This is a genomic window from Streptomyces sp. NPDC052016, from assembly GCF_044548445.1.
Classification (GTDB): Bacteria; Actinomycetota; Actinomycetes; order Streptomycetales; family Streptomycetaceae; genus Streptomyces.
In genome coordinates, this window is the sequence record NZ_JBIUBX010000035.1 from 41,678 (window position 1) to 62,531 (window position 20,854).

The 20,854-nt window shown below is 73.2% G+C and carries 19 protein-coding genes and 1 pseudogene; 12 read left to right on the forward strand and 8 right to left on the reverse strand.

Annotated elements, in window-relative coordinates; all coding sequences use genetic code 11:
* Positions 1–50 precede the first annotated feature (50 nt).
* Positions 51–950: a LysR family transcriptional regulator ArgP gene (locus ACIHAR_RS34885; protein ID WP_400023229.1), complete on the forward strand. Its 900-nt coding sequence runs from the start codon at positions 51–53 to the stop codon at positions 948–950.
* A 75-nt stretch (positions 951–1,025) separates the two neighbouring features.
* Here the strand turns inward: ACIHAR_RS34885 and ACIHAR_RS34890 are convergent, their stop codons facing one another.
* On the reverse strand, positions 1,026–1,742 hold the full coding sequence (locus ACIHAR_RS34890; protein WP_365466557.1) for a TetR/AcrR family transcriptional regulator: 717 nt from the start codon (positions 1,740–1,742) through the stop codon (positions 1,026–1,028).
* 180 nt (positions 1,743–1,922) lie between these two features.
* On the opposite strand from ACIHAR_RS34890, the gene ACIHAR_RS34895 reads away from it, so the two are divergent.
* Both ACIHAR_RS34895 and ACIHAR_RS34900 read left to right on the forward strand, forming a co-directional pair.
* Positions 1,923–3,140: a saccharopine dehydrogenase family protein gene (locus tag ACIHAR_RS34895; protein ID WP_400023230.1), complete on the forward strand. Its 1,218-nt coding sequence runs from the start codon at positions 1,923–1,925 to the stop codon at positions 3,138–3,140.
* A 113-nt stretch (positions 3,141–3,253) separates the two neighbouring features.
* The gene (locus tag ACIHAR_RS34900; protein WP_365466561.1) at positions 3,254–3,502 is read left to right on the forward strand and encodes a WhiB family transcriptional regulator; all 249 of its coding nucleotides are present in this window, start codon (positions 3,254–3,256) and stop codon (positions 3,500–3,502) included.
* A gap of 1,162 nt (positions 3,503–4,664) precedes the next feature.
* Here ACIHAR_RS34900 and ACIHAR_RS34905 read toward each other — a convergent pair.
* The 4 genes from ACIHAR_RS34905 to ACIHAR_RS34920 form a co-directional block, all read right to left on the reverse strand.
* Complete coding sequence (locus ACIHAR_RS34905) at positions 4,665–5,114, reverse strand: DUF6098 family protein (RefSeq protein WP_365466563.1); 450 nt, start codon at positions 5,112–5,114, stop codon at positions 4,665–4,667.
* A gap of 72 nt (positions 5,115–5,186) precedes the next feature.
* Complete coding sequence (locus ACIHAR_RS34910; protein WP_400023232.1) at positions 5,187–7,022, reverse strand: sensor histidine kinase; 1,836 nt, start codon at positions 7,020–7,022, stop codon at positions 5,187–5,189.
* Positions 7,019–7,717: a response regulator transcription factor gene (locus ACIHAR_RS34915; protein WP_365466567.1), complete on the reverse strand. Its 699-nt coding sequence runs from the start codon at positions 7,715–7,717 to the stop codon at positions 7,019–7,021. Before ACIHAR_RS34915 ends, ACIHAR_RS34910 begins: the two co-directional genes overlap by 4 nt.
* A 19-nt stretch (positions 7,718–7,736) precedes the next feature.
* Positions 7,737–8,495, reverse strand: a complete 759-nt coding sequence (locus ACIHAR_RS34920; protein WP_400023234.1) for a hypothetical protein — start codon at positions 8,493–8,495, stop codon at positions 7,737–7,739.
* 380 nt (positions 8,496–8,875) lie between these two features.
* On the opposite strand from ACIHAR_RS34920, the gene ACIHAR_RS34925 reads away from it, so the two are divergent.
* Positions 8,876–9,223, forward strand: coding sequence for a DUF488 family protein (locus ACIHAR_RS34925; protein WP_365466571.1), 348 nt, complete (start codon positions 8,876–8,878; stop codon positions 9,221–9,223).
* 215 nt (positions 9,224–9,438) lie between these two features.
* Here the strand turns inward: ACIHAR_RS34925 and ACIHAR_RS34930 are convergent, their stop codons facing one another.
* Positions 9,439–11,112, reverse strand: coding sequence for an FAD-binding dehydrogenase (locus ACIHAR_RS34930; RefSeq protein WP_400023236.1), 1,674 nt, complete (start codon positions 11,110–11,112; stop codon positions 9,439–9,441).
* Between the two features lie 29 nt (positions 11,113–11,141).
* Positions 11,142–11,768 carry a TetR/AcrR family transcriptional regulator gene (locus tag ACIHAR_RS34935; RefSeq protein WP_365466575.1) on the reverse strand — a complete coding sequence of 209 codons (627 nt, stop codon included), beginning with the start codon at positions 11,766–11,768 and terminating at the stop codon, positions 11,142–11,144.
* Between the two features lie 320 nt (positions 11,769–12,088).
* Here ACIHAR_RS34935 and ACIHAR_RS34940 point away from each other — a divergent pair, with 320 nt between their 5' ends.
* The 4 genes and pseudogenes from ACIHAR_RS34940 (at position 12,089) to ACIHAR_RS34955 (ending at position 15,520) form a co-directional block, all read left to right on the forward strand.
* The gene (locus tag ACIHAR_RS34940) at positions 12,089–12,721 is read left to right on the forward strand and encodes an alpha-ketoglutarate-dependent dioxygenase AlkB (protein ID WP_400023237.1); all 633 of its coding nucleotides are present in this window, start codon (positions 12,089–12,091) and stop codon (positions 12,719–12,721) included.
* Between the two features lie 75 nt (positions 12,722–12,796).
* Entirely contained in the window at positions 12,797–13,396 is a 600-nt protein-coding gene (locus tag ACIHAR_RS34945) for a hypothetical protein (RefSeq protein WP_400023238.1), read from the forward strand.
* Positions 13,397–13,526: 130 nt separating this feature from the next.
* Positions 13,527–14,275, forward strand: a pseudogene (locus tag ACIHAR_RS34950) (MBL fold metallo-hydrolase).
* Positions 14,276–14,284: 9 nt separating this feature from the next.
* Positions 14,285–15,520: a DUF4032 domain-containing protein gene (locus tag ACIHAR_RS34955; protein WP_388753007.1), complete on the forward strand. Its 1,236-nt coding sequence runs from the start codon at positions 14,285–14,287 to the stop codon at positions 15,518–15,520.
* Position 15,521: 1 nt separating this feature from the next.
* Here the strand turns inward: ACIHAR_RS34955 and ACIHAR_RS34960 are convergent, their stop codons facing one another.
* Complete coding sequence (locus tag ACIHAR_RS34960) at positions 15,522–16,394, reverse strand: universal stress protein (RefSeq protein ID WP_365466584.1); 873 nt, start codon at positions 16,392–16,394, stop codon at positions 15,522–15,524.
* Positions 16,395–16,460: 66 nt separating this feature from the next.
* On the opposite strand from ACIHAR_RS34960, the gene ACIHAR_RS34965 reads away from it, so the two are divergent.
* From ACIHAR_RS34965 to ACIHAR_RS34980, 4 genes are all read left to right on the forward strand, one after another.
* On the forward strand, positions 16,461–16,814 hold the full coding sequence (locus ACIHAR_RS34965; protein ID WP_365466586.1) for a VOC family protein: 354 nt from the start codon (positions 16,461–16,463) through the stop codon (positions 16,812–16,814).
* 156 nt (positions 16,815–16,970) lie between these two features.
* Positions 16,971–18,647 (forward strand): FAD-dependent oxidoreductase, encoded by a 1,677-nt coding sequence (locus tag ACIHAR_RS34970; RefSeq protein ID WP_365466588.1) that lies wholly within the window; start codon positions 16,971–16,973, stop codon positions 18,645–18,647.
* On the forward strand, positions 18,644–20,176 hold the full coding sequence (locus tag ACIHAR_RS34975; RefSeq protein ID WP_365466590.1) for an ATP-binding protein: 1,533 nt from the start codon (positions 18,644–18,646) through the stop codon (positions 20,174–20,176). The genes ACIHAR_RS34970 and ACIHAR_RS34975 overlap by 4 nt, the downstream gene beginning before the upstream one ends.
* Positions 20,173–20,526, forward strand: a complete 354-nt coding sequence (locus tag ACIHAR_RS34980; RefSeq protein WP_365466592.1) for a UBP-type zinc finger domain-containing protein — start codon at positions 20,173–20,175, stop codon at positions 20,524–20,526. The genes ACIHAR_RS34975 and ACIHAR_RS34980 overlap by 4 nt, the downstream gene beginning before the upstream one ends.
* Positions 20,527–20,854: the final 328 nt, after the last annotated feature.

Below are 20,854 nucleotides of genomic sequence, written 5' to 3' on the forward strand. Positions count from 1 at the left end.
CGATCACCGTGGGTACAGCTAAAGATTCTTACGTATCATTAGCAGTCGTGATGACGGACCTCCCTCTCGACCAGGTGCGTACCCTGCTCGCGGTCGTCGACGAGGGCACCTTCGACGCGGCGGCGGCCGCCCTGCACGTGACGCCGTCGGCGGTCAGCCAGCGGGTGAAGGCGCTGGAGCAGCGCACCGGCCGGGTGCTGTTGCTGCGCACCAAGCCGGTGCGGCCGACGGAGTCCGGGGAGATCGTCGTGCGGTTCGCCCGCCAGTTGGCCCGGCTGGAGCGCGACACGCGCGCCGAGCTGGGCATGAGCGGAGCCGGGGAGCCGACCCGCGTGACGGTCGCGGTGAACGCGGACTCCCTCGCCACCTGGTTCCTGCTGGCCCTGACCCGCGTGCCCCGGGAGCCGCAGCTCTGTTTCGAGCTCCACCGGGAGGACGAGACGCGCACCGCGGAGTTGCTGCGCGAGGGACTGGTCATGGCCGCGGTGACGTCCTCCCCCGACCCCGTGACCGGGTGCTCCGTGCACGCCCTGGGCAGGATGCGGTACCTGGCTGCGGCGGGCCCGGACTTCGTCGCCCGGCACCTGGGTGACGGTCCGTTGCACGAAACCCTCGCCCGGGCGCCGGTGTTGACGTTCGATCGGCGCGACGACCTCCAGGACACCTTCGTGCGCGGACTTCCGCGCAGCTCCGGCGGGGCCGGTCCGGTACGGCACGCCGTGCCGACCTCGGAGGGTTTCCTGGACGCGGTCGTCGCCGGGCTGGGTTGGGGCATGGTCCCGGAGGTGCAGGCGGGCTCGTTGCTGCGTTCCGGCCGACTGGTCTCCCTCGCGCCCGATCGGCCCCTGGACGTCCCGCTGTACTGGCAGCAGTGGAAGCTGGACTCCCCCGCACTGGCGGCGGTCGCGGAGGCCGTGACGACGACGGCGGTCGAGGCGCTGGGCGCCTGACGGGGACGGGGGAGGCGAGCGACGGCCGGCGCGGCCAGCCCACCAGATGCGAATGGCCGCAAGGCAGCGACGGATTCAGGCTCTCCCCGCACCCAGCTCCGCCAGCCGTGCCGCCGCGCTGTCCAGCAACATCTCCAGGGCCGTCGGATAGGCGCTGGTGACCATGCGCGTGGACAGCAGCGGGGCCGCTTCCGCGATCCGGGGGTGGGTGGTGGCGGGCAGGCGGGCGTACGTCGAGCGCCACATGGCGTCGTCGGCGCGCTGGGAGGCGCGCGGCAGGGCCAGGGAGGCCGCGTCGAGGGCGGCGAAGGCCAGGGTCTGGTCGATGAAGGCGTGGTAGATGCGCACGGTGTCCGGCAACGGGAAACCGGCCGTGCGCAGAACGTCCAGAACGGCTTCGTCGGCAGCCAGTTCGTTGGGCCGGCCGGTGACGCGGCTGGTGGTCAGCTGGGCGGCCTGCGGGTGCGCGACGTACGCGGCGTGGATGCGCAGCCCGATGCCGTGCAGATCGGCCCGCCACTCCCCCGTGGGCTCCCAGCCGCGCAGGGCCTGCCCGATCAGCGCGTCACCGATGGCGAGGGTCAGGTCGTCCATGCCCCGGAAGTACCGGTAGAGGGTGCTGGGATCGCAGTCGAGGGCCAGGCCGAGACGGCGGGCGCTGAGCCCGGCGCTGCCGTGCTCGCTCAGCAGCCGCAGCGCGGTCTCGACGATGAGCCGCTCGGACAGGACGGTGCCGCTCCTGGTGGGCCGGCGCCGACGCCGCTTCTCCTCCGGTACGACCGGTTTCGCCACGATCTCTCCCACCCTTATGCCAACACCATTGACCTTACGTGGCCGGACGGCGTTGTATCCACGGCAAGGCGCGCGCACCTGACCGTCGGGCCGGCTCCCCCGGCCTGACGACTTCTCGACTGTCCGACTCATCGACTCATCGACTCTCCGGTTCTCGACTTCTCGACAGGGAGTTCCGTCATGCGTGTACTGCTCGTGGGGGCCGGCGGCGTGGGCACCGCCATCACCCGGATCGCGGCCCGGCGTCCGTTCTTCGAGGCGATGGTCGTCGCCGACTACGACCCGGACCGCGCGGCCGCGGCGGTGGCGGCGCTCGCCGGCGACGACCGGTTCGTCCCCGAGCGCGTCGACGCCGGCGACGAGGCTGCGGTGGCCCGCCTGCTCGCCCACCACCGGTGCGACGTACTGCTCAACGCCACCGACCCGCGCTTCGTGATGCCGCTGTTCGGCGCGGCGCGCAGGGCGGGCGCCACCTACGTCGACATGGCGATGTCGCTCTCCCGCCCCCACCCCGACCGCCCGTACGAGGAGTGCGGGGTCAAGCTCGGCGACGCGCAGTTCGCGCAGGCCGCCGACTGGGAGCGGGCGGGCGCGCTGGCCTTGGTCGGTATGGGCGTGGAGCCCGGCCTGTCGGACGTCTTCGCCCGGTACGCAGCCGACGAGCTCTTCGACGAGATCGGGGAGATCGGGGTCCGGGATGGGGCGAACCTCACCGTGGACGGTTTCGACTTCGCCCCCTCCTTCAGCATCTGGACCACCATCGAGGAGTGCCTGAACCCGCCGGTGATCTACGAGGCCGCACGCGGCTGGTACACCACCGAGCCGTTCAGCGAGCCCGAGGTCTTCGACTTCCCGGAGGGCATCGGCCCCGTCGAGTGCGTGAACGTGGAGCACGAGGAGGTGCTGCTGGTGCCGCGCTGGGTGGACGCCCGCCGGGTCACCTTCAAGTACGGGCTCGGCCGGGAGTTCGTCGAGACGCTGAAGACGCTGCACCGGCTGGGGCTCGACCGCACCGACACCGTGACCGTGCCGAGCGCGGCGGGGCCGGTGCCGGTCTCCCCGCGGGACGTCGTGGCCGCCTGTCTGCCCGACCCGGCGACGCTCGGCGAGCGGATGCACGGCAAGACGTGCGCGGGCACGTGGGTGCGGGGCGTGAAGGACGGCGCGCCGCGCGAGGTGTACCTCTACCACGTGGTCGACAACCAGTGGTCGATGGCGGAGTACGGCAGCCAGGCCGTGGTGTGGCAGACGGCCGTCAACCCGGTCGTCGCCCTCGAACTGCTCGCCACCGGCGCGTGGTCAGGCTCGGGCGTGCTCGGCCCGGAGGCGTTCCCCGCCCGTCCCTTCCTCGACCTGCTGACGGCGTACGGCTCGCCCTGGGGCATGCGGGAGCAGTGAACGGCGGTTCCGTCCTTGCGGTTTCACTCCGTTCCCACCGGTGACCCGATCGGGAGCAACGCAGAGCAACTCAACCGGAAAAGCACGTACGACTTCGATCGCAGGTGACTTCGATGGACGACTGGCGACAGCATGCCGCGTGCCGCCACGAGGACCCGGACCTCTTCTTCCCGATCGGTACCTCCGGGCCGGCACTGCTGCAGACGGAACAGGCGAAGGCGATCTGCCGACGCTGCCCGGTGAGGGAACCCTGTCTGGAGTGGGCACTGGAGACCGATCAGAGCCTCGGTGTCTGGGGCGGCACGAGTGAGACGGAACGCCGCGCCCTCAAGCGACGCATCAAGGCACGCCGAAGTTCGTAACCACGACGGGCGCCTCGAAGCGGGGGCGCGGCCGCCCGGCAACGGGCGCACCCACCGGGAACGGGGCGCGCCCGCCGGAAACAGGCGCACCCTCGGTAATTGGGCGCACCTTCCGGAACGGCTGCGCACCCAACCGGAGACGGCGGCTCACCCGCCCGGGCTGCGTGCCCAACCGGGAGCGAGGGCTCACCCGCCCGCCTGCGCACTCACCCGGAAACAAGGGGCGCGGTCCGGCGGCGCGGGCGGCAGCCCCGCACCGGGGACGGCTTCCCGGCACGGGCCGACGGTACGGCACCCCGAGAGAGCGACACCGCCCGCACCCTCCCCAGCACCGCCGACGGCACGCGGCCGTGCCTCACCGGGCCCGAACCTCTGCCGTCGGCGGCTCCGGCTCCCGGCCGCTCGACCCGCCCCCGAGCGAGCTGCGACCGCGGGGCCGCAGTCTGAACGTCGGCAACGCGGTACCGGCCCGGGACCAGTCCCCCAGTCCCGGGCCGGGGCTGGCCGGCGATCCGCGGGCCGGGAGGCCTGCCGATTCCGCCCGGCGTTCCCGGCCCTTCCCTTCTTCCCCACGGCGGCCCGGTCGGGTACCCGCCGGACGGAGCCTCCGCCCGCGCCAGCGACCGCCGGTGTCACAAACCTTCCGGCGAACGTCAGTGACGCGGCGCCGGCGCCTGGACCGGCCTCCCCTGGACCGGCCTCCTCCGCCCTACGCCCATCGGCAGCTCGGCGCCGTACCGGAGCTCATCCTCACCGCGCGGCGCACACCGGCCCGACAGCTGCCGGACAGCCCACTCGGCCGGCAGCAGGACCGGCCCCGCCCCCTGCCCGCAGCCGTGGAGGTCACCCTGCAGCCGAGCCTCCGGCGCCGCAGTGCACCGACCGGACCGGTCGCGTCCAGCACGCCCAGCGCTGACCCCGACGCCCCGCTCCCCCGCTCGCCACCTCGCCACCTCGCCACCTCGCCACCTCGCCACCTCGCCCGAAGCTCACCGATTCCGCCCCGCCGTTCCACCGGCCCACCCGCCGCGACGGCCCCCTCGGCTGCCGGGCCGCCACCACTTCCGCCCGAAGTCCCCAGCCGCAGGAGCCCGGCGCGCGCAGCAGTGCGGGCCCGTGCCGGCCGACCCGGCCCGCCCACTCACCCTCACCCACCCACAGGTCACCGGCCCGATCGCCGTAGCGGGCCCCACCGCGCCTCCTGGCGGGCCACTTCCGTCTTGGCCTCCTCGATCACCGACGGGTCGATCCAGCACAGTGGGCGGGCGTCGGTGACGAGGGGTTCGTTGTCGGGGCCGCGGCCGGTCTCGCGGCCGGTCAGGACCCACGGGCGGACGCCGGGGCCCTTCTCGTGCGGGAGGTGGGCGTAGTCGTAGAGACGCCGGGCGACCCAGAGGGTGCGGGAGCGGTCGCCCCACCAGTTTTCGACGTCGAGGGGGTTGGCGGACAGGCCGGGCATGCGGACGCCGGTGAGGTCGTCCCTGCTGGAGACCGAGCCGAGGTCGATCTCGGGTCCGCGCGACCAGCGGACGTAGAGAGCCCGCTCCCGCTCGGTCAGAGCGGCCAGCTCGGCCAGGGTCCTCGCGACCGGCAGGTCGTCCGACGAGCACATGGCGTGACCTCCCTCTTCGCAGTCAGGCCAACGGGGTACCCGCACCATCAGCACGGAATCAGCCCTCGCGTCTCAGCCGTCCCGCGGAGGCGTCGCGGCGGGCAGTCGCAGGGTGAAGACGCTCCCCTCGCCGGGGGTGCTCGCGGCGTCCGCCGTGCCGCCGTGGGCGGCCGTCAGGTGGCGGACGATCGGCAGGCCCAGGCCGCTGCCCCCGGTGCGGCGGCTGCGTGACTTCTCGGCGCGCCAGAACCGTTCGAAGACGTGCGGCAGGTCCTCGGCCGCGATGCCGGTGCCGGTGTCGGCGACCTCGAGGAGGACCTGGGCGTCCTCCCGGCGGGCGGTCAGGGTGACCGTGCCGCCCGGCGGAGTGTGGCGTACGGCGTTGGTGACCAGGTTGCCGAGGGCCTGCCGCAGTCGCACCGGGTCGGCGTCCAGCCAGGGGGTGCCGTCGGTCCGCGTGCGCAGGGTGACGCCGGCGGCCTCGGCGGCGACGCGGTGGGCGGCCGTGACCTGGGCGAGCAGGTCGTCGGCGGCGACGGGTTCGCGGTGCAGGCGCAGGGTGCCGGCGTCGGCGGCGGCGAGGTCGCGCAGGTCGTCGATGACCCGCTGGAGGACCAGCGCCTCCTCGTGCAGGGCGGCGAGCAGCTCGGCGTCGGGCTCCACGAGGCCGTCGCGAGTGACCTCGAGCCAGCCGCGGATGTTGGTGAGCGGGCTGCGCAGCTCGTGGGCGACGTCGCTGACCAGGGCCTTGCGCTGGGCCTCGATGCGTTCGCGGCGCTCGGCGAGGTCGTTGAAGGCCTCCGCCAGGATGCCGGTCTCGTCCCGTGTGGTGACGGGCACGCGCGCGTGCCGGTCGGGCGGCTGCTGGGCGGCCTCGGTGAGGGCACGCAGGGGCCTGACGAGGCGGGTGGCGACGACGGCGGTCACGGCGACGGTGACGGCGAGCACCAGCCCGGCCGCTCCGACGACCTTCGTCTTGTTGGCCGGTGACAGGTCCCAGCGGGGTGCCGCGCCGTTGTCCCCGCCGCCCAGGAACAGCTCGGCGACGGGGGCGACGTACGGGTCGAGCTGGGTGCGCCGGGCGTCGTCGAGGCAGGCCTGGGCCGCCCGCACGGCCTTGGCGTCCCCCTTCATGAGGTATCCGAAACCGCCTGCCGGGTCGCGGGAGTCCAGGCCGACGAAAAGCAGGGCCGGGGACAGCGGTGCGCCGGTGTCCAGCCCGTGCCGGGTGAGGCAGCCGCGGGCCTGCTGCCGGAGCGCGGCCAGGGCCTTCTCCTCCGTCGGCGCCGGGGTGTTGAGCATGCCGTCGGCGCAGGGTTCGGGCACGTAGCCGGGCTCGGTGGTGCCCTCCGCGGCGGTCAGGACCGGGCGGCCGCTCGGGGTCCGGGTGAGGGTCGTCTCGATGCCGTGGCGGGCGAAGCAGCTCTGCCGTTTCCTGGCCAGGGCGTCAAGCTGGGTGCGTTCCGTCGCCGTGAGCCGGTAGGGGCCGACCACGCGCGGGTCGGTGCCGCTGAGCTGGGCGCCGCGCTCGCTGAAGGTGTCGGTGCGCAGTGGGTCGACGGTGGCGGCGGCGCGTGGCGGCAGGGAGGTGCCGCGCGGTGCCGAGTCGGCGAGGAGGGTGCGGTCGGCGGTGGTCAGGGCGATACGGCGCCCGGTCTGGGCGGACAGGGCGCGCACGGTGGCCTGGACGCCCTTCCAGTCGGGGTGGGTGGCCGCGTATCCGCTGAGCCGCGCGAGGATGTCCATGTCGTCGGCGAGTGCCTGGCCCTGTTCCTCCCGCAGCGCGCGGGTGGTGGTGGTCACCGCCAGCCAGGCGGTCGCGGCCACCGAGCACACGGCGATGAGGGCGGACGCGCTCAGCAGCCGGACCAGCAGTCGCTTGCGCAGGGGTATGCGGACGCGGTTCACGCACGGCCGCCGCTCAGCTTGTAGCCGACGCCGAACACGGTGACCAGCCGGACGGGTCTGCGCGGGTCGGCCTCGATCTTGCGACGCAGGTTCATGATGTGCACGTCGACGGCCCGTTCGGTGGAGGAGCGGTCGAAGCCGCGGGTGCAGTGGAGCAACTGCCGCCTGGTGAAGACCCGTTCGGGCTCGCCGACGAGGGCGAGCAGGAGCTGGAACTCGGCGGGCGTGCAGTCCACGGGCCGGCCGTCGCACCGCACCTCGTGCCGCACCGGGTCGACGGCGATCCCCGCCGCCCGGACGACCGGGTCGTCCCGCCGGTCACCGGCGGCCCGCCCGCTGCGCCGCAGTACCGTGCGGATCCGGGCCATCAGCTCGCGCGGGCTGTAGGGCTTGGTCATGTAGTCGTCGGCGCCCAGTTCCAGGCCGAGCAGGACGTCGTCCTCGGCCGCGCGGGCGGTCAGCATCAGCACGGGGATGTCATCGCCCTGGCGCAGCACCCGGCACACCCCGAAGCCGTCGATGACGGGCAGCATGAGGTCCAGCACGACGAGGTCGGGCCGGTCCCGACGCACCGCGTCCAGCGCGGCGGAGCCGTCGTGGACGACGGTGGCGGTGTGGCCCTCGGCGAGCAGGGAGCGGCGGATGAGTTCGGCCTGCATCGCGTCGTCCTCGGCGACCAGTACATGTGCGCACACGCGGCGGTTCCCCCTTCTGTCAGCGTGCCAGGGAGGCATGGTCGCCCATGACGACGACCGGGTGGAGTGCGGGGTCGAGCGTACGCAGCAGCGCCTTCATGGCGTCCTCGGCGATGCTGACGCAGCCTTGGGTGGGGCCGCCGTGGTCGACGTGGAGCCAGATCCCGCCGCCTCGCTTCGCGCCCAGCGGGCGGGTCCAGTCCAGCGGTGAGGTGCCGGGCTCACGGTTGTAGTTGATCGCGATCACGTAGTCGAAGGATCCGGCCAGGGGCTCGCCCTCGAATCCGGTGCCGGACGCGGTGAAGGCGCCGGACCGGTCGTACGGCAGGCGGGTACCCGGGTCGCGCAGCCGGCCGCCGGCGTCGGTGAGGCCGTAGACGCCGACGGGTGAGCGCAGGTCGCCGACCGTGTGGTGGTCGGTCCAGCCGCGCAGCGCGTTGTGGGCGGGCCAGGCGGTGCCGGCCTTCCAGCCGGAGGCGAGGCGGTGGTACAGGACGACCGTGGAGAGCGGGGAGTTGCGGCCCCGTCCCGTCACCACGACCACCTGGCGCGCCGTGGCGGGCACGGCGGCGCGGGTCTTCGGCCCGAGTCCCGGTATGCGCTGCGGGGCCGCCGGTGCGGAGACCTTGGGCGCGGGCGTGCCGGCCATGCCCGTGGGGGTCGGAGAGGGTGGTGTCGCGTCGGCCGTGTGGCCGGAGGAGGCCGCCGCGCCGCCGCCGCATCCGGTGAGCAGAAGGGAGGCGGCGAGCAGCGCGGCACGGGTTCGGTACGGGATCATGCGCCGACCCTGGCCTACTGGTGTCAGGAACTGGTCAGGATCACGAGGCCGGTCAGGGTTCTCCGGGGTGTGCGACCAGGTCGGGAGCGGCCCGTCGGGCTCCATGCCGGACATCCGCTCCGCAGGCGTTCGAACAGGACGGTGGTGGCGTTGCCGTGGCGGTGTTCGGCCGCCTCGACGCGCGGGATGCGGATCGGGGAGGGTCACGCGCGCTCCACGAAGGCGGCTTGTCGAGCGCGCTCGGACCAGGCACGGACCACGCACGGACCGGACGGGTTTCCCCCTCGATCAGGTCACGTTCCGCCGCGTCGCCCACCGTACGGAGCCGCCCGCGGCAGTACGCTCCCGGCACCACCCGCCACCCCGAGGAAGGCCCGCCCGTGAGCGTCCGCGTGCGCCGCGTCTACGATCCCGCCGAGCCGGACGACGGTGTCCGCGTCCTGGTCGACCGGCTGTGGCCGCGCGGCCTGTCCAAGGACGCCGCGCAGGTCGACGAGTGGCCCAAGGGCCTCACCCCGTCGACGGAGCTGCGCCGCTGGTACCACGCGGGCGAGGGCGGGTACGAGGAGTTCGCCCGCCGCTACGAGGCGGAGCTGTCCGCCCCCGAGGCGGCCGAACTCCTCGACCATGTGCGCGAGTTGGCTCGCGAGGGCCGGGTGACGCTGCTGACCTCGGCGAAGGAGCCGGAGCACAGTCACGCGGCGGTGCTGCTCCGCCTCCTGGGCTGAGGCGCAGGATCGGTCACGTTCCGGGCGGACGAGTCGGCTCTTCCGGTCGGGCTCTTCCGGTCGAACTCCTCCGGACGGGCCGGACGGGCTCTTCCGGACGGACTCCTCCGGACGGTCCGGTCGGGCTCTTCCGGACGGACTCCTCCGGACGGTCCGGTCGGGCTCTTCCGGACGGACTCCTCCGGCTCCCTGGGCGAGGCTCCCCGGCCGCGGAATCAGCCCGTCTGACGCGCCGCCGCCCGTCCCGCCGCGCGCCCGGAGAAGAGGCAGCCGCCGAGGAAGGTGCCCTCGAGGGCGTTGTAGCCGTGGACGCCCCCGCCGCCGAAGCCGGCCACCTCGCCCGCCGCGTAGAGGCCCTCGATCGGCTGTCCGTCGAGCCCCAGGGCACGCGAGTCGAGGTCGGTCTGGATGCCGCCGAGGGTCTTGCGGGTGAGGACGTGCAGTTTGACGGCGATCAGGGGTCCGGCCTCGGGGTCGAGGAGGCGGTGCGGGGTGGCGACGCGGCCCAGGCGGTCGCCGATGTAGCGACGGGCGTTGCGGATGCCCTGCACCTGGGCGTCCTTGGCGTATGGGTTGGCGATCTGGAGGTCGCGGGCCCGGATCTGGCGGCGCAGGCCGTCCGCGTCGAGGAGCGGCTCGTCGGTCAGGGCGTTCATCTTCTCGACGAGCCGGTCCAGGGTGTCGGCGACGACGAAGTCCGCGCCGTGGTCGAGGAACGCCTGCACGGGTGCGGGGGCGCCCTTGCCGAGGAGACGGTCGCGCAGGACGGCCTTGCGGTCCTTGGCGGTGATGTCGGGGTTCTGCTCGGAGCCCGACAGCGCGAACTCCTTCTCGACGATCTTCCGGGTGAGGACGAACCACGAGTGGTCGTGTCCCGCGATGTCCTGCGCGGTGCGCAGGTACTCGAGGGTGCTGAGGGTGTCGTAGCCCGGCAGGCAGGGGTCGGGCAGGCGGCGGCCGAGGGCGTCGAACCACATCGAGGACGGGCCGGGCAGGATGCGGATGCCGTGACCGGGCCAGATGGAGTCCCAGTTCCGGATGCCCTCGGTGTAGTGCCACATGCGGTCGCGGTTGACCAGCCGGACGCCCGCCCCGGCGCTGATGTCGAGCATGCGGCCGTCGACGTAGGCCGGGACGCCGGTGACCATCTGGGCGGGCGGGGTGCCGAGGCGCTCGGGCCAGTACCGGCGGACCATCTCGTGGTTGGCGCCGATGCCGCCGCTGGTGACGACGACGGCCTGGGCGATCAGTTCGAAGTCGCCGACGCGGTCGCGGTTGGAGGAGACGCCGCGCGGCGAGTCGTCGGGCGCGAGGACCGTGCCGCGCACCCCACGCGCGGCGCCGTTCTCGACGACCAGCTCGTCGACCCGGTGACGGTGGTGGAAGGTCAGCAGCCCGTCCCGGGCCGCCTGCCTGGCGTACCGGGCGAAGGGTTCGACGACGCCGGTGCCGGTGCCCCAGGCGACGTGGAAGCGGGGCACGGAGTTGCCGTGCCCGTCGGCGCGCAGGTCGCCCCGCTCGGCCCAGCCGACGGTGGGCACGAAGGAGATGCCGTGTCCGGTGAGCCAGCGGCGCTTCTCCCCCGCGGCCCACTCGACGTAGGCGCGCGCCCAGCGCACCGCCCAGGAGTCCTCGTCGTCGGTCCGGTCGAACCGCGCGCTGCCCTGCCAGTCGCTCCACGCGAGGTCGAGGGAGTCCTTGATGCCGAGGCGTCGCTGCTCGGGCGAGTCGACGAGGAACAGTCCGCCGAAGGACCAGAACGCCTGGCCGCCGAGGTTGGCGGCGTTCTCCTGGTCGACCAGGGCGACCCGCCTGCCCCTGCTGGTGAGTTCGTGCGCCGCGACCAGGCCGGCGAGGCCCGCTCCGACGACGATGACGTCCGCGTCCATGGCGACCGTTGCCCTTTCTCCCGGAGACTTCATTCCTGGTTGCCGCTGCCGTCGGTGAGCAGCGCGGTGAGGAGCTGCTTGAGCCAGGCGCGGGCGCCGTCGACGTCCTTGTCGAGCAGCAGCTGGGTGGTGACCCCGTCGTACGCGGCGACCACCGCGTGGGCGGCGGCGTCGGCGTCGCCGAGTACGGCGGGAAGTGCGGTGTGGCCGCGGGCGCGGGCGAGCCGGTCGGCGATGGCGCCGCGCAGCCTGGCCCGGTGTTCCAGCAGGGACTGTGCGACGGCCGGGTCGCGGGCGGCGTGGACCAGGAAGTCCGTCTTCACCAGCAGCCAGTCCAGGTCCAGGAGCAGCACGCCGGTGACCCGGTCCACGGAGGCGGGCACGTCGAGGTCCGGGCCGTCCCCGGCGAGCGCGTCGGCGACCTGCTGTGCGAGCAGGTCCGCGCGTTGCCGGTAGAGCGCGAAGAAGAGTTCGTCCAGGCTGTCGAAGTTGGAGTAGAAGGCGCCCCGGCTGTAGCCGGCCGCCTCGCAGACCTCCTCGATGGAGACCCGCCCGAAGCCCTTGGCGGCGAACACCTCGAAGGCGGCGTCGAGCAGCCTGGCCCGGGTGTGCTCGCGCCGCCGGGTGACGCGCCCGCCCGTCCGCTCCGCCGCCATGCCGCACCTCCGTTCGATGCGGGAATGTATCCGATACATCGATGCATCGAAAGGGTTGTGACATAGACCCGACCCGATCACCACCCGACCAGAAGCGATCACAGACCCAGACCAGCAGGGATCACCGAACCGGGCCACGACTGATCACCGAATTCGGCCACAAGCGGCCCCCGAACCCGGCCACGATGGTCACCGGACCCGGCCACGAGTGGCCCCTGAACCCGGCCACGGTGGCCACCGGACCCGACCAGGAGCGACACCCGCACCAGCCCGAGGCGACCACAGAGAACAAGTTTTCGATTCCGGAGTAGGCTGACTTCATGACCAGGCACCACCTCCAGGCCTCCCTCTTCGACCAGACCGACGAGCTGCGGCTGGGTTCCCTCGACGGGATCCACCGGACCGTGCTGGGCTCGGGGGCCTGGATCGACGTGCTGCCGGGCTGGCTCTCCGGATCAGCCACGCTCTTCGAACAACTGGCGAGCGAGGTGCCGTGGCGGGCCGAGCGCCGGAAGATGTACGACCACACGGTGGACGTCCCCCGACTGCTCGCCTTCTACGGGCCGGGCGAGGAACTGCCCCACCCGGTACTGGAGCAGGCCCGCGACATGCTGAGCACCCACTACGCCCACGAACTGGGCGAGCCTTTCGTCACCGCAGGTTTGTGCTACTACCGCGACGGCCGCGACAGCGTCGCCTGGCACGGCGACCGGATCGGCCGGGGCGCCCGCGAGGACACGATGGTCGCGATCCTCTCCGTGGGCGCGCCCCGCGATCTGCTGCTGCGCCCGGCGCACGGCGGCGGCGGCAGCGTGCGGCGTCCCCTGGGACACGGCGACCTGATCGTGATGGGCGGCTCCTGCCAGCGGACCTGGGAGCACTGCATCCCCAAGTCGACGCGTGCCACAGGTCCGCGCATCAGCATCCAGTTCCGCCCGCGGGGCGTGCAGTAGGGGCGCGTTCGAGCGCGCAAAGGAGGGTCGGCGTTCCGCGTTTACATACCCCTTGGGGGTATGTACGTTGGGGTGATGACGAACCCACCGGACCACGTGACGTCCACCGCCCCGCGTCCCGACGCCCGGCGTCCCGCCGTCGTGCGGCACTGGGCCGCCTGGGCGGCGATCGCGGCGACCGCGCTGATCGCCTTCGACATGTCCGAGGGCGTCGACGTGGCTCCCGCCCTGGCCGCCTCGGCGCTGGTCTACTTCGGCGCCGCGGTGCTGGGCAGGCCGTCCACCGCGTGGACCCTGTTCTTCGGGTCCGTCGTCGTCATCTTCGCCGCCGAACTCCTGGGCGGCGGCGACATCGACCCGACCTGGGTGGTGCTCGCCCTGGCCCTGCCCCTGCTGGTGTACGGGCTGCGGCCCGCCGCGCTCCGTGAGCGGGGCGGGCCGGCGCCCCTGCAGGTGGCCGGTCTGCTCGCCTTCGGCGGCGCGGCCGCCCTCGCCCTGGGAGCCGGTGACGATGCGGGCGCCTACCTGGTGGCGGCTGGACTGTTCGGGCATGCGCTCTGGGACGCGCACCACTACCGGAGCGGCCGGGTGGTCGTGCGCCCCTTCGCCGAGTTCTGCCTGGTGCTGGACGCGATCCTCGCCGCGACGATCGTGGCCGTGACGGTCACCGGCTGAGCGCTCGCCGAGGGCGGAGCCCGACCCGCGACGCCGCGGTCCGCACGCGTGCCTCCCCGCCGTCGGCGCACCCGCCCCGATCTGCTTTGCTGTCTCCGTCGAGCACGGACCTCACCCCCACGGGACGGACATGCGGGCAGACGTACGGCAAGTGGCGGACGGCACCTACCTGGTGCACGGCAGCAACACCAACTGGGTGATCCTGACCGAGGGGGACGCCCTCACCCTCATCGACACCGGCTACCCGGCCGACCGGCGGCAGCTCCTCGACTCCCTGACGCAGGTGGGCGGTTCACCGGAGGCCGTGGCGGCCGTACTGATCACCCACGCGCACAACGACCACCTGGGCTCCGCCGAGCACCTGCGCGCCGCGTACGGCACCCCGGTCTATCTCCACCCGGCCGAAGTCCCGCACGCGCGGCGGGACTTCCTCCAGCAAGTGAGCGTCCGCGAGGTGCTCCGGAACGCCTGGCGCCCCGGTGTGCTGCCGTGGATGGTGCACGTACTGCGCGCCGGCGGCACCGAGCAGCATCCGGTCACCGCGCCGGAGCCCTTTCCGGTCGCCACCGGTCCGCTGGACCTGCCCGGCCGGCCCGTGCCCGTGCAAACCCCGGCCACACCGACGGCCACACCGTCTTCCACCTCCCGGACGCCGGCGCGGTCGTCTCGGGGGACGCGCTGGTCAGCGGCCACGCGACCTCCCGGATCCAGGGGCCGCAGCTGCTGCCCGACATGTTCCACCACGAGCGCGCCCGCGCCGTGGCGTCCCTGGACGTGATCGGGGAACTGACGGCCGACGTCCTGCTGCCCGGCCACGGGCCGCTCCACCGGGGCTCCGTGCGGGAGGCGGCACACCGGGCGCGCGAACGGGCCGTCTAAGGTCGGGCCATGGCTTTGCAGATCAGCGCCACCAACCCGGAGCACCCGGCCCTCCTGCTGGAGCTGCCGTGGCACGTGCCCTTGGAGGAATGGCCCGAAGAGGTCCTCGTGCCGCTGCCGCGGGGCATCTCCCGGCACGTGGTGCGCTATGCCCGCGCCGGCGACGAGGTCATCGCCGTCAAGGAGCTCGCGCAGCGCCCGGCGCTGCGCGAGTACGAACTGCTGCGCGACCTCGACCGGCTGGGCATCCCGGCCGTCGACCCGCTGGCCGTGGTCACCGGGCGCACCGACGGCACCGGCGAGCCGCTGGAGCCGGTGCTGGTGACCCGGCACCTGGGCGGCTCGATGCCGTACCGGTCGATGTTCGAGACGACCATGCGGCCGGCGACCATGCACCGGCTGATGGACGCCCTCGCGGTGCTGCTGGTCCGGCTGCACCTCGCCGGGTTCGCGTGGGGTGACTGCTCCCTGTCCAACACGCTCTTCCGCCGCGACGCGGGCGCCTACGCCGCCTATCTCGTCGACGCCGAGACCGGCGACCTGCACCCGCAGCTGAGCAACGGCCAGCGCGACTACGACCTCGACCTCGCGCGCGTGAACATCAGCGGCGAGCTGCTCGACCTGGAGGCCTCCGGCGCGCTGCACCCGTCGGTGGACCCGATCGAGTTCGGCATGGAGATCTGCGCCCGCTACCACGGCCTGTGGGAGGAACTGACCCGCACCTCCGTCTACCCGGCGGGCAAGTACCACTACATCGAGCGCCGGATCCGCCGGCTCAACGACCTCGGCTTCGACGTCGCCGAGATGCAGATCGAGCACTCCACCAACGGCGACACCGTCACCTTCGTTCCGAAGGTCGTCGACGCGGGCCACCACCAGCGCCAACTGCTGCGGCTGACCGGCCTGGACACGGAGGAGAACCAGGCCAGGCGGCTGCTGAACGACCTGGAGAGCTGGATGGCGACCCAGGACGACTACGCGCCCGGCGACCCCCTCGCCGCCCGCCCCGAGGTGCTGGCGCACCGGTGGGTGCGGGACGTGTTCCGGCCGACGGTGCGGGCGGTGCCCGTCGAGCTGCGCGGCTCCATGGACCCGGCGGAGATCTATCACGAACTCCTCGAGCACCGCTGGTACCTGTCGGAGCGGGCGCAGCACGACATCGGGCTGGACACGGCCGTCCAGGACTACATCGAGAGGATCCTGCCCAAGGCGCGGGAGACCCTGGAGCCGACCGTGCCGGAGTGAGTCACGCGTGCGGGACGACGGCGACCGGGCAGTCGGCGTGATGCAGGACGCCGTGCGCCACCGACCCGATCCGGGCGCCGACCGCGGTGCGGTGGGCGCGCCGGCCGACGACCATCAGCTGGGCCCGCCCGGACACCGACAGCAGCACCTGCCCGGCGCTGCCGATCTCCACGTGCTCCACGACCGGCACGTCCGGGAAACGCTCCCGCCAGGGCGCGAGGGCCGCGGCCAGCGCCTTCTTCTCGTACGGCTCCAGGCCGCCGGCGTCGTCGAGGAGCTTGAGCGAGGCCGGGCTGTAGGAGAACACCGGCGGGAGCGTCCAGGCGCGCACGGCGCGGACGGTGGCGCCGCGGGCGGCGGCCGTCTCGAAGGCGAACCGCAGGGCGGGCGCGCTGTCCTCGGGGCCACCGTGCTGGCCGACGACGATCTCGTGCCCGGCCACCTCCTCGGTGGCCTTGTCCCCGGCGCGGACGAGCACGACCGGGCGGGTCGCCCCGGCGATCACCTGCTGGCCGACGGATCCGAGCAGGAACCCGACGACCCGGCCGTGCCCGCGCGAACCCAGGACGAGCATCTCCGCCCGCGCCGCGGCGGCGGCGAGCGTCTCGACCGGGTCGCCCTCCAGGACGTCCGTGGTCACCGGCAGGCCGGGGTGGCGTTCGGCGACCTCCGCGACGGCCCGCAGGACCGAGGTCCGCACCCACCGCTCCTGGTCGTCGCGGTCCGCCACCTGCGCCGACGCGGCCGCCTGGAACCGCCAGGCGTGCACCACGCGCAGCGCCAGGTCCCGCCGGACGGCCTCCCGCGCCGCCCAGGCGAGCGCCGCGAGGCTCTCGTCCGTCCCGTCGACGCCTGCCGTGATCGGGCCCGTCATCCCGCTGCCTCCCTGGGTCGAAAAAATGCGAACCTTCACACCCCAGTCTTCACTACGCTGCCCCGCATGACCTTGGAATGGGAACAGGTGATCGTCGACGCGGCCGATCCGGCCGCCCTGGGCCGCTGGTGGGCCGAGGCCCTCGGCTGGGTGACGGTCAACGACGCGCCTGACGAGTACGAGATCCGCCCCGCGCCGGACCGCGTCCCGGGACTGCTCTTCGTCCCGGTGCCGGAGGCCAAGACGCTGAAGAACCGGCTCCACCTGGACTTCCGCCCCGACGACCATCGCGCCGAGGTCGAGCGGCTGCTGGCCCTGGGCGCCCGGCACGCGGACGTGGGGCAGGGCGAGCAGAGCTGGGTGACCCTGGCCGACCCCGAGGGCAACGAGTTCTGTGTGCTGGGCTCCCGCAAGGGCTGACGCCCGCGGACGTGGACCGTGCGCGCCCGGATGTGTGCCGGGAGCGCACCGCCTCCCCCCTCCCGGGGCGCACGCGGCCGATCGAACATACGATGGCCGAAACCGGCGCGGCGTTTCCCCGCGCCTTCGGTCCTGACCACCCGGGGTGGGAGACGTATGGCACAGGCCGCCGAGACAGCGCGGACCGTCATCCTGACCGTCGACGACGATCCGGGGGTCTCGCGCGCCGTCGCCCGTGACCTCAGGCGCCGCTACGGCGCCTCGTACCGGATCGTGCGCGCGGAGTCGGGCGAGTCCGCGCTGGAGGCGCTGCGGGAGTTGAAGCTGCGGGGCGACCTGGTGGCCGTGATCCTCGCCGACTACCGCATGCCGCAGATGAACGGCATCGAGTTCCTCGAGCAGGCCCTGGACGTGTACCCGGGTGCGCGCCGGGTGCTGCTGACCGCGTACGCCGACACCAACGCGGCCATCGACGCGATCAACGTGGTCGACCTGGACCACTACCTGCTCAAGCCGTGGGACCCGCCCGAGGAGAAGCTCTACCCGGTCCTGGACGATCTGCTGACGGCCTGGCGCGCGAGCGACTACCGGCCCGTGCCCAGCACGAAGGTGGTCGGACACCGCTGGTCGGCGCGCTCCTCGGAGGTACGGGAGTTCCTGGCCCGCAACCAGGTGCCGTACCGCTGGTACTCCTCCGACGAGCCCGAGGGGCGGCGGCTGCTCGCCGCGGCCGGGGCGGACGGGCAGCGGCTGCCGCTGGTGATCACCCCGGAGGGGACGCCGCTGGTCGAGCCGGAGGCCCCCGAACTGGCCTCGCACGTCGGACTGGCGACGACACCGACGGCCGACTTCTACGACCTCGTGGTGATCGGCGGCGGACCGGCCGGGCTCGGGGCCGCCGTGTACGGGGCGTCCGAGGGCCTGCGTACGGTGCTCGTGGAGCGTTCGGCGACCGGCGGGCAGGCCGGGCAGAGCTCCCGTATCGAGAACTACCTCGGCTTCCCCGACGGTGTCTCCGGCGCCCAGCTCACCGACCGGGCCCGCCGTCAGGCCACCAAGTTCGGCGCCGAGATCCTCAGCGCGCGGGAGGTCACGGGACTGGAGGTCAACGGGGCCGCGCGCGTCGTGCGCTTCTCCGACGGCTCGGCGGTCGCCGCGCACAGCGTGATCCTGGCGACCGGCGTGTCGTACCGGCAGCTCCGGGCGCCGGGCACCGAGGACCTGACCGGCTGCGGCGTCTTCTACGGGTCGGCGCTGACCGAGGCGCCCGCCTGCCAGGGCCAGGACGTGTACATCGTCGGCGGCGCCAACTCGGCGGGCCAGGCGGCGATGTACCTGTCCCGGGGCGCCAAGTCCGTGACGCTGCTGGTGCGCGGGCCGGACCTGTCGGCGTCGATGTCCTACTACCTGATCCAGCAGATCAACGACGCGCCCAACATCTCCGTGCGCACCGGTACGGTCGTCGAGGCGGCGCACGGCGACGGCCACCTGGAGCAGCTGACGCTGCGCGACACGCAGAGCGGGCACACCGAACTGGTCGACGCCCAGTGGCTGTTCGTCTTCATCGGCGCGGCCCCGCTGACCGACTGGCTCGACGGGACGGTGCTGCGGGACGACAACGGGTTCATCCTCGCCGGACCCGACCTCACCCCCGACGGCCGGCCACCCGCGGGCTGGGAACTGGACCGGCCGCCGTACCACCTGGAGACCAACATCCCCGGCGTGTTCGTGGCGGGCGACGCGCGCGCCGAGTCCGCCAAGCGCGTCGCGTCCGCCGTCGGAGAGGGAGCCATGGCCGTGATGCTCGTCCACCGCTACCTGGAGCAGTCATGAGCGGGCAGCTGATGCCGTGCAGCCCCGGCGAGATCAGCTCGCTGTTCCTGTTCGAGAAGCTCTCCCCGGAGCAGCTCGGGCGGCTGTGCGGCGAGGGGCGGGTGGAGAGGTTCGAGGCCGGGCCGGTGTACACCGAGGGCGATCCGGCGACCTGCTTCTACGTGATGCTCGAGGGCACGGTCGTGCTGTACCGCCGGGTCGGCGGCGACGACGTCGAGGTCAGCCGCACCTCGCAGCGCGGGGTGTACGGGGGAGCCATGCAGGCGTACCTCGGGGACCGGGTGCCGCAGGTCTACAACAACACGATGCGGGTGACCGAGCCGACCCGCTTCTTCGTGCTGCCCGCGCAGTCGTTCGCGGACATCATGCAGGAGTGGTTCCCGATGGCCGCCCATCTGCTGGAAGGGCTGTTCTTCGGTTCGAAGAACACACAGCGGGCCGTCGGGCAGCGGGAACGGCTGCTCGCCCTGGGCTCGTTGTCGGCGGGGCTCACGCACGAGCTCAACAACCCCGCGGCGGCGGCCGTACGGGCGACGGCGACGCTGCGGGAACGGGTGGCGAAGATGCGGCACAAGCTCGCCGTGATCGCCCAGGGACCCTACTCCCGCGAGACGCTCGCCGAGCTCATCGACATCCAGGAGCGCACCGCCGAACGAGTCGCCAAGGCACCGGCGTTGAGCCCGATCGAGACCTCCGACCGGGAGGACGAGCTCACCGACTGGCTCGACGACCACGGCATCCCCGAAGGCTGGCGGATCGCGCCGACCTTCGTGCAGGCCGGGCTGGACGTGGACTGGCTGGAGCAGGTCGCGGCGGCGGTGGACGAGGACATCCTGCCGGGGGCGATCGGCTGGCTGAACTACACCGTCGAGACCGAGCTGCTGATGGACGAGATCGACGACTCCACCAACCGCATCTCCCACCTCGTCGACGCCGCCAAGCAGTACTCCCAGCTCGACCGGGCCCCCTACCGGGTCGTCGACGTCCACGAACTCCTCGACAGCACCCTGCTGATGCTGTCCGGGAAGATCGGGCAGCGCATCCGGGTCGTCAAGGACTACGACCGCACGGCGCCGAGCGTGCCGGCGTACCCGGCGGAGCTCAACCAGGTGTGGACCAATCTCGTCGACAACGCGGTCTTCGCCATCAACAGCGCCGGCGGGGAGGGCACGGTGACCGTCCGGACCGCGCGCGAGGGCGACCGGCTGCTGGTGGAGTTCCGCGACACCGGCCCCGGCATCCCCGCGGACATCCGCAGCCGGATCTTCGACCCCTTCTTCACCACCAAGCCGGTGGGCGAGGGCACCGGACTGGGCCTGGACATCTCCTGGCGGATCGTCGTCAACAAGCACCACGGCAGCCTCCAGGTCGAGTCGGTGCCCGGCGACACCCGCTTCCAGGTCCTGCTGCCGCTCACCGCCCCGGACCCGGAGACCGCCCCGGAATCCGGCACCGCCACCGGCCCCGGGACCGCGCCCGGACCCGGGGAAACCGTCACCACGTCCGAGACCGCCGAGGAGCCCGTATGACCGACACCGACGCCATCAACCCGAGCGTCCCGCCCAGCGGCAGCGGCTGCGCCGAGTGCGACGAGGCCGGCGGCTGGTGGTTCCACCTGCGGCGCTGTGCGGCCTGCGGCCACATCGGCTGCTGCGACTCCTCCCCCGCCCAGCACGCCACCGCCCACTGGAAGGCCACCGGGCATCCCGTGGTGCGCAGTTTCGAGCCGGGCGAGGAGTGGTTCTGGGACTACGACAGCAACGAGATGTACGAAGCCGGCCCCGAGCTGGCGCCGCCGGCGAGCCACCCGGCGGACCAGCCGGCTCCGGGGCCGGCCGAACGGGTGCCGGCGGACTGGATCCGGTCCCTGCACCAGTGACCGCTCGGGGCCCCGAGCGGGCCCCACACCCCTGACCGCGGCCGCGTTGACGATGCCCCCGACAGCCCGGATGGAGCCCGGACGGAGCGGTGCCCAGGCCGTACCCGGCACGGCTCCGTCGAGGCCACGGCCTGCGGCAGGGGGGTTCCGGCAGGCGCCCGACTCCCGACTCCGTCGGCGTGCCGGAGCGCCCCGCAGCGCGGGGGCTCTGCGGTGTGATCCTCACCAGGACGCCGTTCGGCAGGAAACCGGTGCCGAAGGCCATGCGCCGCGGGCTGCCGCGGGCGCATCGCAACCAGCAGCCCGCAGCCCGCAGCCCGCAGACGGG

Excerpts from the sequence above, each read along its gene's own strand:
- ACIHAR_RS34965 (WP_365466586.1), top strand. The coding sequence starts at position 16,461 with ATGACCTTGGAATGGGAACAGGTGATCGTCGACGCGGCCGATCCGGCC.
- ACIHAR_RS34885 (WP_400023229.1), top strand. The coding sequence starts at position 51 with ATGACGGACCTCCCTCTCGACCAGGTGCGTACCCTGCTCGCGGTCGTC.
- ACIHAR_RS34980 (WP_365466592.1), top strand. The coding sequence starts at position 20,173 with ATGACCGACACCGACGCCATCAACCCGAGCGTCCCGCCCAGCGGCAGC.
- ACIHAR_RS34895 (WP_400023230.1), top strand. The coding sequence starts at position 1,923 with ATGCGTGTACTGCTCGTGGGGGCCGGCGGCGTGGGCACCGCCATCACC.
- ACIHAR_RS34940 (WP_400023237.1), top strand. The coding sequence starts at position 12,089 with ATGACCAGGCACCACCTCCAGGCCTCCCTCTTCGACCAGACCGACGAG.
- ACIHAR_RS34905 (WP_365466563.1), bottom strand. The coding sequence starts at position 5,114 with ATGTGCTCGTCGGACGACCTGCCGGTCGCGAGGACCCTGGCCGAGCTG.
- ACIHAR_RS34935 (WP_365466575.1), bottom strand. The coding sequence starts at position 11,768 with ATGGCGGCGGAGCGGACGGGCGGGCGCGTCACCCGGCGGCGCGAGCAC.
- ACIHAR_RS34900 (WP_365466561.1), top strand. The coding sequence starts at position 3,254 with ATGGACGACTGGCGACAGCATGCCGCGTGCCGCCACGAGGACCCGGAC.
- ACIHAR_RS34920 (WP_400023234.1), bottom strand. The coding sequence starts at position 8,495 with ATGATCCCGTACCGAACCCGTGCCGCGCTGCTCGCCGCCTCCCTTCTG.
- ACIHAR_RS34975 (WP_365466590.1), top strand. The coding sequence starts at position 18,644 with ATGAGCGGGCAGCTGATGCCGTGCAGCCCCGGCGAGATCAGCTCGCTG.
- ACIHAR_RS34945 (WP_400023238.1), top strand. The coding sequence starts at position 12,797 with ATGACGAACCCACCGGACCACGTGACGTCCACCGCCCCGCGTCCCGAC.
- ACIHAR_RS34955 (WP_388753007.1), top strand. The coding sequence starts at position 14,285 with ATGGCTTTGCAGATCAGCGCCACCAACCCGGAGCACCCGGCCCTCCTG.
- ACIHAR_RS34960 (WP_365466584.1), bottom strand. The coding sequence starts at position 16,394 with ATGACGGGCCCGATCACGGCAGGCGTCGACGGGACGGACGAGAGCCTC.
- ACIHAR_RS34970 (WP_365466588.1), top strand. The coding sequence starts at position 16,971 with ATGGCACAGGCCGCCGAGACAGCGCGGACCGTCATCCTGACCGTCGAC.
- ACIHAR_RS34930 (WP_400023236.1), bottom strand. The coding sequence starts at position 11,112 with ATGGACGCGGACGTCATCGTCGTCGGAGCGGGCCTCGCCGGCCTGGTC.